A 17369-nucleotide genomic window follows, 5' to 3' on the forward strand; every position below is an offset into this window, starting at 1 on the left:
TCTTTGGTCAGAACCGGAAGGCTCCGAACTCAGGCGATCACTCGCTCTTGTTCAGATACTCGCCGGCATCCGCGTCGGTGCCGTGGCCCGAAGGGACCACTGCCGCCAGCGCATCGTCGCCGGTGCCGCTGTCTTCGCGGGCCGAGCGCTCAAGCTCTGCTTCGCGAAGCTCGGCCGCCGAGTTCTGGGGCTACCAGGGCTGCCTGCATCGCGCGCTGCGACACGCGGAGTGCGGCGTCGCGCGAATTGGCGGTGACGCGCAGGCGGTTCATGCCCGCGCCGGTGCCGGCGGGGATGAGACGGCCGACGATCACGTTCTCCTTGAGGCCGATCAGCGTGTCCTGCTTGCCCTGGACCGCCGCCTCGGTGAGGACGCGGGTAGTCTCCTGGAACGACGCCGCCGAGATGAAGCTGCGGGTCTGCAGCGACGCCTTGGTGATGCCGAGCAGGATCGGCTTGCCCTGTGCCGGGGTCTGCTTCTTGTCGAGCTTCTCGTTGACCTCGTCCATTTCCTTGCGGTCGAGCTGCTCGCCCACCAGCAAGGTCGTGTCGCCCGATTCGATGATCTCGACCTTCTGCAGCATCTGGCGAACGATCACCTCGATGTGCTTGTCGTTGATCTTAACGCCCTGAAGCCGATAAACTTCCTGGATTTCCGACACGAGATATTCAGCGAGCGGCTCGATGCCGAGCACCTCGAGGATATCGTGCGGATCCGGGCTGCCGCCGATCAGATTGTCGCCACGCTTGACGTAGTCGCCTTCCTGAACGTCGATCACCTTCGACTTCGGGATCAGATACTCCACGACCTCGCCGCCGTCCTCAGGCTGAATGCCGATCTTGCGCTTAGCCTTGTAGTCCTTGCCGAAGATGACGCGGCCCGAGACCTTTGCGATGATCGCATTCTCCTTGGGCTTGCGCGCTTCGAAAAGCTCAGCAACGCGCGGCAGACCGCCGGTGATGTCGCGGGTCTTGGCGGACTCGCGGGCAACACGGGCAAGAACGTCGCCGGCGAAGACCGTCGCATTGTCCTCGACCGAGAGCACTGCGCCCGGCGAGAGCATGTAACGGCCGGCCTCCTCGGCGCTTTCGCCAGTGAGGGTCAGACGAGGACGAAGGTCCTCCTTCTTTGCCGCAGCACCACGGTTCTCGGTGACGACGCGCTGGGTGATGCCCGTCGCTTCGTCGGCCTGCTCGGTCAGCGTCTTGCCTTCGATCAGCTCGACATACTTCACGGTGCCCGGGTTTTCCGTGATCACCGGCATGGTGAAGGGATCCCACTCCGCCATACGATCGCCCTGCGAGACGATATGGCCATCGTCGAACAGCACATACGCACCGTAAGGAATGCGGTGCACCGCGAGCTCGCGGCCATCCATATCGACGATCGCCAGCTCACCTGAACGGCTCAGCACGACGCGGCGGCCGCGCTGATCCTGGATGATGCGAAGATCGCGATATTCGATCGTGCCGTCCGAAGTCGCCTCGAGCATCGAGGTTTCGTTGAGCTGCGCCGCGCCGCCGATGTGGAAGGTACGCATCGTCAGCTGCGTACCAGGCTCACCGATCGACTGCGCCGCGATGACGCCGACCGCTTCGCCGATGTTCACCGGCGTGCCGCGGGCGAGATCGCGCCCGTAGCACTTGCCGCAAACGCCGATCTTGGCTTCGCAGACGAGCGGGCTGCGGATCTTCATGCCCTGGGTACCCAAGGCTTCGATCTGCGTGATCATCGCCTCGTCGAGCAACGTGCCCGAGGGGATGACGACCTTGCCGTCCTTGTCGAGCACGTCCTCAGCCGTGGTGCGGCCCAGGATACGCTCGCCGAGCGACGCGATGGTCGAACCACCCTGCACGATCGCGCGCATTTCGAGCATGCGCTCGGTGCCGCAATCTTCTTCCATGATCACGCAGTCCTGCGACACGTCGACGAGACGACGCGTGAGGTACCCCGAGTTCGCCGTCTTCAACGCGGTGTCCGCGAGACCCTTGCGGGCGCCGTGGGTCGAGTTGAAATATTCAAGGACGGTCAGGCCTTCCTTGAAGTTCGAGATGATCGGCGTTTCGATGATCTCGCCCGACGGCTTGGCCATCAGGCCGCGCATCCCGGCGAGCTGCTTGATCTGTGCCTGCGAACCGCGGGCACCGGAGTGGGCCATCATGTAGATCGAGTTGATCGGAGCTTCGCGGCCGTCTTCAGTCCGCTTCACTGCCTTGATCTCGTCCATCATCGCCGAAGCAACGCGGTCACCGCAGCCCGACCAGGCGTCGATTACCTTGTTGTACTTCTCCTGATGCGTGATCAGGCCGTCCTGATACTGCTGCTCGAAGTCCTTCACGAGCGCACGGGTCTCGTCGACCAGAGCGATTTTCGAGTGCGGGATGATCATGTCGTCCTTGCCGAACGAGATGCCGGCCTTGAACGCGTGACGGAAGCCGAGTGCCATGATCGCATCGGCGAACAGCACGGTCTCCTTCTGGCCGGTGTGGCGATAGACCTCGTCGATCACGTCGCCCACGTCCTTCTTGGTGAGGAGGCGGTTGACGACTTCGAACGGCACCTTGTGCGACTGCGGGAGCGTCTCGCCAAGCAGCATGCGGCCGGGCGTCGTCTCGACGCGCTTCATGTACTGCTTGCCGGCCTCGTCGGTCTGCGGGACGCGCGAGGTGATCTTGGTGTGCAGCGTCACCGCACCTGCGTTGAGCGCCTGGTGCACCTCCGACATGTCGCCAATGATCATGCCTTCGCCCGGCTCTCCGGTCTTTTCCATCGACAGATAGTAAAGACCCAGGACCATGTCCTGCGAGGGGACGATGATCGGCTTGCCGTTTGCGGGCGACAGGATGTTGTTGGTCGACATCATCAGGACGCGCGCTTCCAGCTGGGCCTCGAGGCTCAGCGGGACGTGGACGGCCATCTGGTCGCCGTCGAAATCGGCGTTGAATGCCGAGCAGACCAGCGGATGCAGCTGGATCGCCTTGCCTTCAATGAGAACCGGCTCGAACGCCTGGATGCCCAGACGGTGAAGCGTTGGCGCGCGGTTGAGGAGGACCGGGTGCTCGCGAATGACTTCGTCGAGGATGTCCCAGACTTCCTTGCGCTCCTTCTCGACCCACTTCTTGGCCTGCTTGAGGGTCATCGACAAACCCTTGGCGTCGAGGCGGGCGTAGATGAACGGCTTGAACAGCTCGAGCGCCATCTTCTTCGGCAGGCCGCACTGATGCAACTTGAGCTCGGGACCAGTGACGATCACGGAACGGCCCGAATAGTCGACGCGCTTGCCGAGAAGGTTCTGGCGGAAGCGGCCCTGCTTGCCCTTGAGCATGTCGGACAGCGACTTGAGCGGACGCTTGTTCGCACCCGTGATCGTGCGGCCGCGGCGGCCGTTATCGAACAGCGCGTCAACGGCTTCCTGGAGCATGCGCTTTTCGTTGCGGACGATGATGTCCGGCGCGCGCAGTTCCATCAGCCGCTTGAGGCGGTTGTTGCGGTTGATCACGCGGCGATACAGATCGTTCAGATCCGAAGTCGCGAAACGGCCACCGTCCAGCGGCACCAGCGGACGCAGCTCGGGCGGGATGACCGGAACGACATCCAGGATCATCCACTCGGGGCGATTGCCCGATTCCAGGAAGCTCTCGACGACCTTGAGGCGCTTGATGATCTTCTTGGGCTTCAGTTCCGACTTGGTGACGGCCAGCTCTTCGAGCAGGTCGCGCTTCTCGCCTTCAAGGTCGAGATCCATGAGCATGATCTTGACCGCTTCGGCGCCGATGCCGGCCGAGAACGCGTCTTCGCCATACTGGTCCTGCGCGTCGAGCAGTTCGTCCTCGGTGAGGAGCTGGAACTTCTCGAGCGGGGTCAGGCCCGGCTCGGTGACGATGTAGCTCTCGAAGTAGAGCACGCGCTCAAGCTGCTTGAGCTGCATGTCGAGCAACAGGCCGATGCGCGACGGCAGCGACTTGAGGAACCAGATGTGCGCGACAGGAGCGGCGAGTTCGATATGGCCCATGCGCTCACGACGCACCTTCGAGACCGTAACCTCGACGCCGCACTTCTCGCAGACGATGCCCTTATACTTCATGCGCTTATACTTGCCGCACAGGCACTCGTAATCCTTGATCGGACCGAAGATGCGCGCGCAGAACAGACCGTCACGCTCAGGCTTGAACGTGCGGTAGTTGATGGTCTCGGGCTTCTTGATCTCGCCGAACGACCACGAACGGATACGGTCAGGCGACGCGATGCCGATCTGGATCTGGTCGAAGGTTTCCGGCTTTGCCACCGGGTTTGCGAAGTTTGTCAGTTCGTTCATTTCTGTTTCCTCTTGGGAGGACAAATCTCTGGGCGGAAGTGGAAGGAGCGGGCGCCTTATGTTGGCGCCCGCCCCATTCCGGTATTCCACTTATTCAGCGGCGATCTGGATGCCGTCAGTGTCGAAGCCGGGCTCGTCGTTCTTGAGTTCGACGTTGAGGCCCAGTGAGCGCATTTCCTTGACGAGAACGTTGAAGCTCTCCGGGATGCCGGCCTCGAAGGTGTCGTCACCCTTGACGATCGCCTCATAAACCTTGGTGCGGCCGACCACGTCATCGGACTTCACCGTCAGCATCTCCTGCAGCGTATAGGCAGCGCCGTACGCCTGCAGAGCCCAGACCTCCATCTCACCGAAGCGCTGGCCACCGAACTGCGCCTTACCACCCAGCGGCTGCTGAGTAACAAGCGAGTACGGCCCGATCGAACGCGCGTGGATCTTGTCGTCCACGAGATGGTGAAGCTTGAGCATGTAGATGATGCCCACGGTCACCTTGCGATCGAATTGGTCGCCCGTGCGTCCGTCGAACAGATCCGACTGGCCCGACGTATCGAGACCTGCCAGCGTCAGCATGTCGGAGACATCGGCCTCACGCGCACCATCGAACACCGGGGTGGCCATCGGCACGCCGGGAGTCAGGTTCTGCGCGAGCTCGATGATCTGGTCTGACGAGCGTGCCTCGATCTCATCGGCATAATGGTCGCCATAGACTTCCTTGAGGCGCGACTTGACCGCATCCGGCATATCGCCGCCGACCGCATCCGGATTGGCATGGCGCCAATCCTCGAGTGCGACGCCGATCTGCTGGCCGAGCTGACGGGCAGCCCAGCCGAGATGGGTCTCGAAGATCTGACCGACGTTCATGCGCGAAGGCACGCCCAGCGGGTTGAGCACGAGATCGACCGGCGTGCCGTCGGCGAGGAACGGCATGTCCTCGGCCGGAAGGATCCGCGAGATGACGCCCTTGTTGCCGTGACGGCCGGCCATCTTGTCGCCCGGCTGCAGCTTGCGCTTCACCGCGACGAAGACCTTGACCATCTTGAGAACGCCTGGGGGCAGCTCGTCGCCACGCTCCAGTTTCTCGCGGCGATCCTGGAACTTCTCCACGATCCGCTTCACGGCCTCGTCATACTGGCCCTTCACGGCCTCCAGGTTCGATTGCATGGCATCGTCCGCGACTGCGAACTTCCACCACTCATGCCGATCGACGCTGTCGAGCAGGTCCGCATCGATCGCGGCGCCCTTCTTCAGGCCCTTCGGCGTGGCGGTTGCGGTCTGGCCGATCAGCATTTCCTTGAGGCGCGACCAGGTCGCACGGTTCAGGATGTTGCGCTCGTCGTCCGAGTCCTTCTTCAGGCGCTCGATCTCCTCGCGCTCGATCGCCATCGCGCGCTCGTCCTTGTCGATGCCGTGGCGGTTGAAGACGCGAACGTCGACAACGGTGCCCGACACGCCCGGGGGCAGGCGGAGCGAAGTATCGCGAACGTCCGAAGCCTTCTCACCGAAGATGGCGCGGAGGAGCTTTTCCTCCGGAGTCATCGGCGATTCACCCTTGGGGGTGATCTTGCCGGCCAGAATGTCGCCCGGCTCAACCTCTGCACCGATATAGACAATGCCCGCTTCGTCGAGGTTGCGAAGGGCTTCCTCGCCGACATTCGGGATGTCGCGCGTGATGTCCTCCGGCCCCAGCTTGGTATCGCGGGCCATGACTTCGAACTCGTCGATATGGATCGACGTGAAGACGTCGTCCTTGACGATGCGCTCGCTGATGAGGATCGAATCCTCATAGTTGTAGCCGTTCCAGGGCATGAACGCGACGAGCGCGTTGCGGCCCAGTGCCAGCTCGCCGAACTCGGTCGACGGACCGTCGGCAAGCACGTCACCGGCGTTCACATACTCGCCAACCTTCACCAGCGGACGCTGGTTGATGCAGGTCGACTGGTTCGAGCGCTGGAACTTCATCAGCGTGTAGATATCGACGCCCGATTCACCGGCATCGACATCGCCGGTTGCGCGGATGACGATACGCGACGCATCGACCTGATCGACCACGCCCGAGCGGCGCGCCGAGATGGCGGCCCCGGAATCGCGGGCAACGGTCTCTTCCATGCCAGTGCCGACGAACGGCGCTTCGGCACGAACGAGCGGAACGGCCTGGCGCTGCATGTTCGAGCCCATCAGCGCGCGGTTTGCGTCATCGTTTTCCAAGAACGGAATGAGCGATGCCGCGACCGAGACGAGCTGCTTGGGGCTGACGTCCATCAGCGTGATGTTATCCGGGATCGCCATCAGGAATTCGCCCGCCTGACGTGACGAGACAAGTTCTTCCTGGAAGCGGCCTTCGCTGTCGAGCTCGGCGTTGGCCTGCGCGATCGTGTGCTTGGCCTCTTCCATTGCCGACAGATAGACGACGTCGTCGGTGACCTTGTGATCGATCACGCGGCGGTACGGCGTCTCGATGAAGCCATATTTGTTGACACGGCTGAACGACGCCAGCGAGTTGATCAGACCGATGTTCGGGCCTTCCGGCGTTTCGATCGGGCAGATACGGCCATAGTGCGTCGGGTGAACGTCGCGGACTTCGAAGCCCGCACGTTCACGCGTGAGGCCGCCCGGCCCAAGCGCCGAAACGCGACGCTTGTGCGTCACTTCGGAGAGCGGGTTGGTCTGATCCATGAACTGCGACAGCTGCGACGAGCCGAAGAACTCGCGAACCGCAGCAACCGCAGGCTTGGCGTTGATCAGGTCGTTCGGCATCACGGTCGACACATCGACCGACGACATACGCTCCTTCACGGCGCGCTCCATGCGAAGCAGGCCGACGCGGTACTGGTTCTCGAGAAGCTCGCCCACCGAACGGACGCGGCGATTGCCGAGATTGTCGATGTCGTCGACTTCGCCCTTGCCGTCCTTCAGGTCGACAAGCGTCTTGACCACGGCGAGGATATCCTCGGTGCGCAGCGTGGTGTGCGTGTCCGGCGCGTCGAGTTCGAGGCGCATGTTTAGCTTGACGCGGCCGACGGCCGAGAGGTCGTAGCGCTCAGGATCGAAGAACAGGCCTCCGAACAGCGACTCTGCCGTCTCGAGCGTCGGCGGTTCGCCGGGACGCATGACGCGGTAGATGTCGGACAGCGCCTGCTCGCGCTCCTCGGCCTTGTCGGCGGCGAGGGTGTTGCGGATCCAGGGACCGGTGGTGACGTGATCGATGTCGAGTAGTTCGAGACGCTCGATGCCGGCCTTGTCGAGAGCTTCGAGGTTCTCGGCCGACACTTCGTCGCCCGCCTCGATATAGATCTCGCCGGTCGACTCGTTGATCAGATCATAGGCCGAATAGCGCCCGAAGATTTCCTCGGTCGGGATCAGCAGCGTCTCGAGACCGTCCTTGTGCGCCTTGTTGGCGGCACGCGGGCTGATCTTCTGGCCGGCGGGGAAGATCACTTCGCCCGACTTGGCATCGACGATGTCGAACATCGGCTTCTGGCCGCGCCAATTCTCGGTGACGAACGGGACCTGCCAGCCGCCCTGGCCGCGGACATAGACAACGCGGCCATAGAAGTGGTTGAGGATGTCTTCGCCGTTGAGGCCCAGCGCATAGAGCAGGGTCGTGACCGGCAGCTTGCGCTTGCGATCGATACGGACGTTGACGATGTCCTTCGCGTCGAACTCGAAATCGAGCCACGAGCCGCGATAAGGGATCACGCGGGCCGCGAAGAGATACTTGCCCGACGCATGCGTCTTGCCGCGATCGTGATCGAACAGCACGCCCGGCGAACGGTGCATCTGCGAGACGATGACGCGCTCGGTGCCGTTGATGAAGAAGGTGCCGTTGCCCGTCATCAGGGGCATGTCGCCCATATAGACGTCCTGCTCCTTGATATCGAGGACCGAACGGGCTTCCGTATCGGGATCGACCTCGAACACGATGAGGCGCAGCGTAACGCGCATCGGCGCCGCATAGGTGATGCCGCGCTGACGGCATTCCTCGACGTCGAACTTGGGATCTTCGAGCTCATAGGTGACGAAGTCGAGCTCGGCGGTGCCGGCGAAGTCGCGGATCGGGAATACCGAACGCAGCGTCTTTTCCAGGCCCGAGACATAGCCGATCGAAGGATCGCTCCGCAGGAACTGCTCATAGGATTCGCGCTGAACCTCGATCAGGTTCGGCATCTGCACCACTTCGTGGATGTTGCCGAACACCTTGCGGATGCGGCGCTTCATCGTGCCGCTTTCGATCGCCTTGGTAGCCATGGATTTATTTGCCTCGTCAGCCGAATATCAACGCCCCTATCCGGGGCCGGGACGTGCGAAGAGACGCGAAAAAGCCGCACGACTCCCCGTTGGGAATTCGGCAGCTCCAGCGTCTTATTGATACCCCAGCGCCAATTCGATCGACCCGCTGCGCGACGGCAAGTCATTTCCCGGTGCTGTGGTGTGAGAGCGATATAGGTGCGGCGGAGGATTCTGTCAAACCGCCCGAGGAACCTTTTTGTAGGAAAAACGTGGTCCCGCCAAAGCGCTGAACGACAGATTAACGAGTCTTTTCGTCGCTTTGGAGCCACCGCTCGGCGCAGGCCGGGGCTCCACGTCGCGGTTCCATTCATTTAACCTGCGATATGATGAAGAACCTCACAATCCGCCCCCGCGCCGCGCTGTTGATCGGTGCCGCGTTCGTCGCAACCCCAGCTTTTGCGCAAGACGCGCCGGGCGCACAAAGCGTGACCCCGCCGCCGATCATGGTCGCGCCGGCGCCCGCGCCGCAGCCCCAGGCGCAGCGTGTCATCCAGATCCAGCCGCAATCGCCGGTGGTGCAGTCGGTACCTGAGGCGCCCGCCGCCGCCGCTGCCGAACCACGCGCTGCCCAGGCGCGTCCGGCTTCGCGCCCCGCTCGGAGTGCCGCGCCGGTCCGCACCGCAACTCCGGCTGCCGCCGCGCCGTCGGCCGCCCCAGCGCCTGCCGCGGCACCGGTGACCGAAGCGCCAGCCCCGCTTGCGGCCGCGCCTGCCGCGGCGCCGCCCATCGTCGATACGCAGGCCGCACCGGCAGCCGCCACTGAGGCCACCAGCACGCGGACCAGCACCGGGGGCATTGCCTGGCCGTGGCTGCTCGGCGGCATCGCTCTGGTTATCGCCGGCATCGCCGCAGCCCTGCTGATGCGCCGCCGCCGCACCGATTATGTCGAGGAAGCCGATTATCGCGCGCCGGTCGCCATTCCGGTGGCCGAGCCGGCTCCGATTGCCGCCGCACCAGTAGTCGAGCGTACGGTGATCGAGCCGGAGCCCGCGTTCGCGGGTCTGCCGGCCGCCATTCCGGTGGCTGAGCCCGAGGTTCGCGAGGCCCAGGCCGCTGTTGCCACGGCAGAGGATGTGACCGTCGAACAGCCGGGCGAGGACGATCTGGCCGGCGTTGTCGATGGCACTGCTCCGGTCGCGCGCCGTCCGTGGATCGAGTTGGGCATGCGCCCGGTTCGCGCCGGCACCGACAAGGAAGACGCGATCGTCGATTTCGAGCTGACGGTCGGCAATTCGGGCGACACTTCGGCCAAGGACGTCCGCATCTCAACCTTCATGCTTGCCGACTCGGCGAGCCAGAGCGAGATCGAGAGCCTGATGACCGAGCATCGCGACGACAGCGCCGTGCCGCCGGTGACAATCGAGCCGGGCGAGGGGACGCGCGTCGATGCGCATCTCGCCGTGCCCAAGGGCGAACTGGGTCGCACGTTCAATCCGGTCGTAGTTGCCGAGGCACGCTATACGCTGCCTGACGGTCGCCAGGGCCGCACGGCCGCTGCGTTCAAGATCGGCTGCCCTTCAGAAACGGGCATGCGTCCGCTCGCCGCGACACGTCCATTCGTGACTGAGACGGTCGAGGCCGAACTCTACGGCACGCCCGAACACGCCTGACCCAGAGCGGGGTTTCGTCGGAGCCCGTCCTTCCCGAGCCGGGGAGGGCGGGCTTTCCGCATCCGGACACAGACCAGCAAAGACGGACCGGCAAAAGAGCGCGCCGGGTGGCTTCCCACTCGGGTTGCTTGGGCCTATCCAACGCCATCCGTCCTGCTGGAGACTGCACCCAAATGCGCAAGATGCTCGTCGCTTTTCTCGCCGGTTCGGCCTTTGCCGCCACTGCCGCACACGCCCAGGATCAGGCCCCGCTCTATCCGACGCCGTTCAACGATGTGCCGGCGAAGTTCACGGTTCCCGAGCAGGAAAAGGATTATATCCGCCGCGAAGTGATGGTGCCGATGCGCGACGGCGTGAAGCTGTTCACGGTCGTGATGATCCCCAAGGGCGCGAAAAATGCGCCCATTCTGTTGACCCGCACGCCCTATAATGCCGGCAACCGCGCCAAGCGCCTCGAGGGGCCGAGCATCCGCAACATGCTGCCCGAGGGAGATGAAGTGTTTGTCGATGCCGGCTATATCCGCGTCTTCCAGGATATCCGCGGGAAATATGGCTCGGAGGGAGATTACGTGATCACGCGGCCGCCGATCGGGCCGCTCAACCCGACCAAGACCGATCACGTCACCGACGCCTGGGACACGATCGACTGGCTGGTCAAGAATACGCCCGAGAGCAACGGCAAGGTCGGCATGCGCGGCTCTTCGTACGAGGGCTTCACGGCGGTGATGGCGCTGCTCGATCCGCATCCGGCGCTCAAAGTGGTCTCGGCCGAAAGCCCGATGATCGACGGCTGGATGGGCGACGACTGGTTCCATTACGGCGCCTTCCGCCTCGCCAATATCGGGTGGATCGCCGGCCAGACCGGCTTCAAGGGCGCGGGCAAAGCGCCTTCGCTCGGCGCCTATGACGATTACGACACCTTCCGCCGGGTCGGCTCGGCGGGGGATTGGGCTAAGAAATACGGCTATGACCAGCTGCCCTCGTGGAACCGCATGGCGGCGCATCCAGCCTATGACGAATTCTGGCAGGGACAGGCGCTCGACAAGTTGCTCGCGAAGAAGCCCTCGAACGTGCCGACGATCTGGGAGCAGGGCATCTTCGACCAGGAAGACATGTATGGCGCGGTCAACACCTGGGAGGCGCTGCAGAAAACGCCCCAGGCGGGCAACAATTTCCTGCTGATGGGGCCGTGGCGCCATTCGGGGTTCAATTATGATGGGCGCGAGCTCGGCACGCTCAAGTTCGAGGGTGACACTGCGCTACAGGCGCGCCGCGACGTGCTGCTGCCCTTCTTCAATGCCTATCTCAAGGACGGCGCGCCCGCCTTCAAGCCGGCGCCCGCGACCTTCTACAATACTGGCGAGAACCGCTGGGATTATCTCAGCAAGTGGCCGCTGGCGTGCAACGAAGGTTGCGGCACCAAGCTCACGCCGATCTATCTCAAGCCGGCCCAGGGCCTGGGCTTCGAGAAGCCGGGCGCGGGCTCGGACAGCTATGTCTCCGACCCCGCCAAGCCGGTGCCGCATCTGCCGCGGCCGATCAGCTTCAAGGACGGGCGCTGGCCGACCTATCTGATCACCGACCAGCGCTTCGCCGACGGCCGCACCGACGTGATGACCTATATGACCGACGTGCTGACCGAGCCGGTCCGCGTATCGGGCGCGCCGATCGCCAACATCTTTGCGAAGACCACGGGCACCGACGGCGATTTCGTGGTCAAGGTGATCGACGTCTATCCCGACGAGATCCCGGGCAAGGAAGCGATGGGCGGATTCCAGCTGCCGATCAGCCTCGACATCTTCCGTGGGCGCTATCGCAACAGCTTTTCGAATCCCACGCCGATCCCGGCGGGCAAGGTGCAGGAATACAAGTTCCGCATGCCCAGCGTGAACCATGTCTTCAAGCCCGGCCACCGCATCATGGTCCAGGTCCAGTCCAGCCTGTTCCCGGTCTATGACCGCAACCCGCAGAAATACGTGCCGAACATCTTCTTCGCCAAGCCTGAGGACTATCAGAAGGCGACCGTCACGCTCGTCTATGGCGGCGCGCAATCGAGCTCGGTGCTGCTGCCGGTGGTGCCGCTCGAGCAGGACGCTGCGAAGGTGAAATGAAGCGGCGGGCTCTCCACGCCCTGATGGGATTATCGGTCGCGGCGTCGGGCCTGTCCGCGGCGCACGCTTCCGACACTCCGGTGGAAGTGCTGCCACGTATCGGCAAATGGGTGCTCCGATACGATCGCGATGCCTGCCATCTGGTCGCGCAGTTCGGGCAGGGCAAGACGATGGTGACGGCGCGGTTCACGCGGTACCAGCCGAGCGACGCCTTCGACCTGGACCTGTTCGGGGACCGCTTTCGCGCATCGGATACCGAAAGCCAGGCGAAGCTGGACTTCGGCCAGTCCGGCGGGCCGTTCGAGGCGCGGGCGGTCAATGGCAGCGCCGGCAAGCTCAAGGCGGTGTTCCTGGGATCGGTGCGGATCGATGGCTGGCGAGCGCAGAAAGAGGGTGAGGACGGCCCGTCTATCACTGCTGCGCAGGAGGCATCCGTCGCCGGCCTGACTGTTGCCGTGGATCGAAAGCGCGCGTTTCGCCTCGAACTGGGCTCAATGGCAAAACCGCTTGCGCAGATGCGGACGTGCACGACAGATCTGGTCAAGACGTGGGGCTATGATCCCGAGGTTCAGGCCGCCCGGTCGCGTGAAGTGACACCGGTCAATTCGCCTGGGCGATGGCTGCGGCCTGACGACTATCCTGTCGGTGCTCTCGCTACCGGCTTGAATGGCATGGTGCAGTTTCGTCTCGACGTGGATGCCGAGGGGAAGATCGGCGGCTGCTATGTTCTGGCGCGCACCAGCCCCGACGCCTTTGCCGATCTTACCTGCAACATGCTGACCAAGCGCGCCAAATTGCTTCCGGCGCTGGATGCACAGGGCCAGCCCGTGCGGTCCTATTGGGTGCAGAAGGTATATTGGAAAATTGGGCGGTGAAGACACGGTATCCGCTATGCGCACGTGTAGCGGTACGCTAGATCACCTCCAGTAATTTCGGAGACTCATCAGATGAAGCAAAGGAGCATTGCGCTCGCGCTCGCAGCCACGGCGCTTGCCAGCCCCGCCTTCGCGCAGGGCGCCAAGCCCGCGGCCGAGAAGCTGAACGTCGATCACCGCTATTTCACGCTGCCCAATGGGCTTCGCGTGGTGCTGGCGAAGGACAATATCGCGCCGACCGTCACGGTTGCGGTCTATTATGGCATCGGCTTCCGCGTCGAGCCCAAGGAGCGCACTGGCTTCGCGCATCTGTTTGAGCATTTGATGTTCCAGGGATCGAAGCATGCCCCCAAGGGAGTGTTCGACCAGACGATCACCAATGCGGGCGGCGTCAACAATGGCTCGACGCGCTTCGATTTCACCAATTATTTCGAGATCGTGCCCTCGGGCGCGCTCGAGCGGATGCTGTGGCTCGAGGCCGATCGCATGGCCAATCCGGTGCTCGACGAGACCGTGCTCAAGAACCAGCAGGGCGTTGTCGGCAACGAGGTCAAGGTCAACGTCCTCAACCAGCCCTACAGCACCTGGCCGTGGATCGACCTGCCGATGCTGGCCAACACCAATTGGTATAACAGCCACAATTTCTACGGCGACTTGAAGGAAATCGAAGCGGCGACCGTGCCCGACGCCCAGACCTTTTTCGACGCCTTTTATCGTCCGTCGAATGCAGTGCTGATCATCGCTGGCGATCTCGATTACGACGCGACCAAGAAGATGATCGAGAAGTATTTCGGTCCGATCGCCAAGAAGCCCGCGGTGGTTCAGCCCGACATTTCCGAGCCGCGCCAGATGGCAGAGAAGTTCAAGAGCCGCGTCGATGCGCTGGCGCCGAAGCCGGGCTATGCGGCGGGATATCACGTGCCCGCGCGCGGAACGCCAGAATGGTATGCGATGGGGCTGATCGACCAGATGCTTCTCCAGGGCGACGACAGCCGCCTCTACACCAAGCTCGTCCAGCAGGAGGGCATTGCCGGCGAGATCAGCGGCGGGATCAACGGCGATCTCGGTGACATGTTCGACTATAAAGGCCCGATGCTGTGGAGCTTCAGCTTCACCCACGATCCGACGCACAGCACCGCGCAGATCACCAAGGCTGTGAACGACGTGATCGAGGGACTGCGCGCCACGCGCGTCTCGGCCGAGGAGCTTGCCCGCGCGCGGACCAAGATGCGCTCGAGCCTGTATGGCACGATCGACGGGGGCGGGCGTATTGGCCTGATCAACCTGCTCGGGGCCTATGCCTTGTTCGATAACGATCCCGGCGCGATCAATCGCATCGAGGATGGCTTCGCCAAAGTGACGCCCGAACTGATCCAGAAGACCGCGCAGGAATATCTGCGCTCGACCAATCGCTCGATCTACGTGGTCGAGCCGGGCGCCGCCGCGCCCAAGATGGGAGCCAAGTGATGAAGCGCGCGCTTTTGCTGACCGTGGCGCTTCTCGCCGCCGCACCTGCGTTCGCGCAGGATTTCCCGCCAGCACCGCCGATCGCGGATCCCAAGCCCTTCCGCTTGCCCGCGACCGAGACGTTTACCTTGCCGAACGGCATGATGGTGACGCTGGTGCCTTACGGCATCGCGCCCAAGACCGTGGTGTCGCTGCGCATCCGCGCGGGCAGCGTGACCGAGGGCGAGACGACATGGCTCGCCGAGCTGACCGGTGCGATGATGAAGGAAGGGGCGGGGGGTCGCTCTGCCGGCCAGCTCGCCACTGCTGCCGCTGGCATGGGCGGAGACCTTAATGTCGGGGTCGGCCAGCAGACCACCCAGATCACGATGAACGTGCTTTCTGAATATGCGCCTGACGCCGTCGCGCTGATGAGCCAGGTCGCGATGCGGCCCGATCTTCCAGCAAGCGAACTCGGCCGCGTGAAGGCCAACCTCGGCCGCCAGCTTTCGGTCGCGCTGTCACAGCCTGGCACGCTCGCGGACATCGCGCTCGCGCGCACCGTCTACGGCCCGGACCATCCTTATGGACGCGTCGTGCCCAGCCAGGCGCAGCTTTCGGGCTATACGATCGACCAGGTGAAGGCCTTCCACGACGCACAGTTCGGCGCGAAGCGGGCGCATCTCTACATCGCGGGCAAGTTCGACGCGGCGGCAGTGAAGGCCGCGGTGATCAAGGCGTTTTCCGAGTGGAAGGCAGGTCCCGAGCCGCTGCGGATCGAGGCGCCGCACAAGCCCGGCCCGCAGGTGGTGCTGATCGACCGTCCGGGCGCGCCGCAGACGACCTTGCGCCTTTCCTTCGATGCTTCGGCGGCGGGAAGCGAGGCGGATATCCCGCAGCGCGTCACCAATTCGCTGCTCGGCGGCGCATTCAGCTCGCGGATCACTACCAATATCCGCGAGGACAAGGGCTATACCTATTCGCCCACCTCCGGGATCGCGCTCAATCCGAGCGATGCTTTGTGGACCTTCGATGCCGACGTCACCACGGCGCAGACCGGCGCGGCGCTGAGCGAAGTGTTCAAGGAAATCCGCCGGATGCAGAACGAGCCGGCGCCGGAAGTCGAGTCCAAGGGCATCCGCACCTATATGGCGGGTTTGTTCTCCATCCAGAACTCGACCTCGGGCGCGGTCATCGGCACGTTGGCGACGCGCGACTTGCTCGGGCTGCCGAAGGACTGGACCGATCGCTATGTCCCCGCGGTACTCGCGGTCGGCCCTGACCAGATGCAAGCCTATGCGAAGCAGGGCTATCCGCTCGAGAAGCTCACGCTGGTAGTGGTGGGCGATCTCAAGACCGTCGAGCCGCAGCTCAAGGCGCTGCCCGAACTGGCCAATCTGCCGACCAGCACCGTCACAATGCCCTGAGGCCGCTCACCTGCCTTGCTCGTGCGACAAGCCGAGCGAGGCGGGGGCGGCATGCAGTTCCAATTCAGTTTCAGAGCGCTAGGGCATTCGAGTGCATGCGGGGAAATATCTGCCGGGCCTGATTGCGGCGTTCGCGGCGTTGCCCGTGCACGCCCAGCAGGTGACTCCCACTCCGGCGCCGACGCAGATTCCGCCGCCGACGGTGACGACGATTCCCGGCGTGGTTCCCGAGCGCTTCAGCATCGGCACGCCCGCGTCCGTGGCGACACCGGTCGCGACGCCAACGCCGACCCCGACGCCGCGTCCCAGGCCCACTGCGACTGCTACGCCGCGTGCCGCTGCGCCCGTTCCGGCCCGGCCTGTGCCGGGTCCCCAGGCCACGCAGCCGCAGCCCGGGCCGACTCCGTCACCGGCGGCTTCAACCGTGATCGCGCCGCTGCCCGGTGTCGCGCCGGCCCAGCCTCAGGTCTTCGCGACACCCGCGCCGCTTCCGGTGCCGCCCGAGCCGGCGCGGCCATGGCTATGGGCATTGCTGGGCGCGGGCGCGGGCGCGACCGCTGCGGCCGGGCTAGGGCTGTGGCTGTTCCTGCGCCGCAGGCGCCCGGAAGAGGACGGGCCGGCACCGGTCGCCGAGGCGCCTGCGGCACCGGCGCCGCCGGTTCGCGGACCGAGCCCGGCCATTGCTGCGCCGCCCGCCGCGCCGGTTTCGGCCGAACCATTCCAGATCGCGGTCCAGCCGATGGGCGTGCATATCGGCGAGCGCGAGATCCGTATCGATTTAGAGCTTACCATCGCCAACGCCACCGGGACCGGGGCGGATGCCGTGCGGTTGTCGCTCGCCGCGATCAGCGCCAGCCCCAATCAGGATGCGGAGATCGCAGGCTTCCATGCGGGCGCGCAACTGGCGCCTAGCGCAGAGCCATTCGACCTAGCCACCGGGGCGGGCGGGCGGATGCCCGTCCAGATCAGCATGCCCCGCGAGGCGATGCATGTGGTCGAGGTCGGCGGGCGTCCGATGTTCGTGCCGATCGTGGCGATCGATGTCCGCTGGCGCGGCGGGCTCAGCCTTCGCCGCTTCGGCGCCAGCTTCATGCTGGGCGGCGCAGGGCAGGGCGGCAAGCTCGCTCCCGTCTGGCTCGACCGCGGCCAGCCGCGTGGGCCGTTCGCGGCGACGCGCTACCAGCCGGGCAGCACCGCTGCCGCTTGAGCGCGGTCTATCTTCCCCGCGGACGAGGGGATCCCGCTGTTCTTTGCCACCGAGGATTTCAGAAGAAGAAGCGGAGCCCTCGCGTTCGCG

The 17369-nt window shown here is 64.2% G+C and carries 7 protein-coding genes and 1 pseudogene; 6 read left to right on the forward strand and 2 right to left on the reverse strand.

Annotation, left to right across the window (positions count from 1 at the left end):
• Window positions 1-37 precede the first annotated feature (37 nt).
• Together rpoC and rpoB are read right to left on the reverse strand one after the other, a co-directional pair.
• A pseudogene (rpoC, locus tag ACZZZM_RS09635) lies at window positions 38-4316 on the reverse strand (DNA-directed RNA polymerase subunit beta').
• A 90-nt stretch (window positions 4317-4406) separates the two neighbouring features.
• Entirely contained in the window at window positions 4407-8561 is a 4155-nt protein-coding gene (gene rpoB, locus ACZZZM_RS09640; RefSeq protein WP_463594884.1) for a DNA-directed RNA polymerase subunit beta, read from the reverse strand.
• A gap of 368 nt (window positions 8562-8929) precedes the next feature.
• Here rpoB and ACZZZM_RS09645 point away from each other — a divergent pair, with 368 nt between their 5' ends.
• The 6 genes from ACZZZM_RS09645 (at window position 8930) to ACZZZM_RS09670 (ending at window position 17279) form a co-directional block, all read left to right on the forward strand.
• The gene (locus tag ACZZZM_RS09645; protein ID WP_463594885.1) at window positions 8930-10213 is read left to right on the forward strand and encodes a hypothetical protein; all 1284 of its coding nucleotides are present in this window, start codon (window positions 8930-8932) and stop codon (window positions 10211-10213) included.
• Between the two features lie 173 nt (window positions 10214-10386).
• The gene (locus ACZZZM_RS09650; protein WP_463594886.1) at window positions 10387-12324 is read left to right on the forward strand and encodes a CocE/NonD family hydrolase; all 1938 of its coding nucleotides are present in this window, start codon (window positions 10387-10389) and stop codon (window positions 12322-12324) included.
• The gene (locus ACZZZM_RS09655; protein WP_463594887.1) at window positions 12321-13199 is read left to right on the forward strand and encodes an energy transducer TonB; all 879 of its coding nucleotides are present in this window, start codon (window positions 12321-12323) and stop codon (window positions 13197-13199) included. Before ACZZZM_RS09650 ends, ACZZZM_RS09655 begins: the two co-directional genes overlap by 4 nt.
• A gap of 72 nt (window positions 13200-13271) precedes the next feature.
• Entirely contained in the window at window positions 13272-14666 is a 1395-nt protein-coding gene (locus ACZZZM_RS09660) for a M16 family metallopeptidase (RefSeq protein WP_463594888.1), read from the forward strand.
• A complete protein-coding gene (locus ACZZZM_RS09665) occupies window positions 14666-16072 on the forward strand; it encodes a M16 family metallopeptidase (protein ID WP_463594889.1) in 1407 nt (468 codons plus the stop codon). The genes ACZZZM_RS09660 and ACZZZM_RS09665 overlap by 1 nt, the downstream gene beginning before the upstream one ends.
• A gap of 91 nt (window positions 16073-16163) precedes the next feature.
• Window positions 16164-17279 carry a hypothetical protein gene (locus ACZZZM_RS09670; protein ID WP_463594890.1) on the forward strand — a complete coding sequence of 372 codons (1116 nt, stop codon included), beginning with the start codon at window positions 16164-16166 and terminating at the stop codon, window positions 17277-17279.
• Window positions 17280-17369 lie beyond the last annotated feature (90 nt).

The sequence above is a fragment of the Sphingomonas sp. AC522 genome, from assembly GCF_979258125.1.

Coding starts and splice junctions, on each gene's coding strand:
- rpoB (WP_463594884.1), bottom strand. CDS start 8,561: ATGGCTACCAAGGCGATCGAAAGCGGCACGATGAAGCGCCGCATCCGC.
- ACZZZM_RS09645 (WP_463594885.1), top strand. CDS start 8,930: ATGAAGAACCTCACAATCCGCCCCCGCGCCGCGCTGTTGATCGGTGCC.
- ACZZZM_RS09650 (WP_463594886.1), top strand. CDS start 10,387: ATGCGCAAGATGCTCGTCGCTTTTCTCGCCGGTTCGGCCTTTGCCGCC.
- ACZZZM_RS09655 (WP_463594887.1), top strand. CDS start 12,321: ATGAAGCGGCGGGCTCTCCACGCCCTGATGGGATTATCGGTCGCGGCG.
- ACZZZM_RS09660 (WP_463594888.1), top strand. CDS start 13,272: ATGAAGCAAAGGAGCATTGCGCTCGCGCTCGCAGCCACGGCGCTTGCC.
- ACZZZM_RS09665 (WP_463594889.1), top strand. CDS start 14,666: ATGAAGCGCGCGCTTTTGCTGACCGTGGCGCTTCTCGCCGCCGCACCT.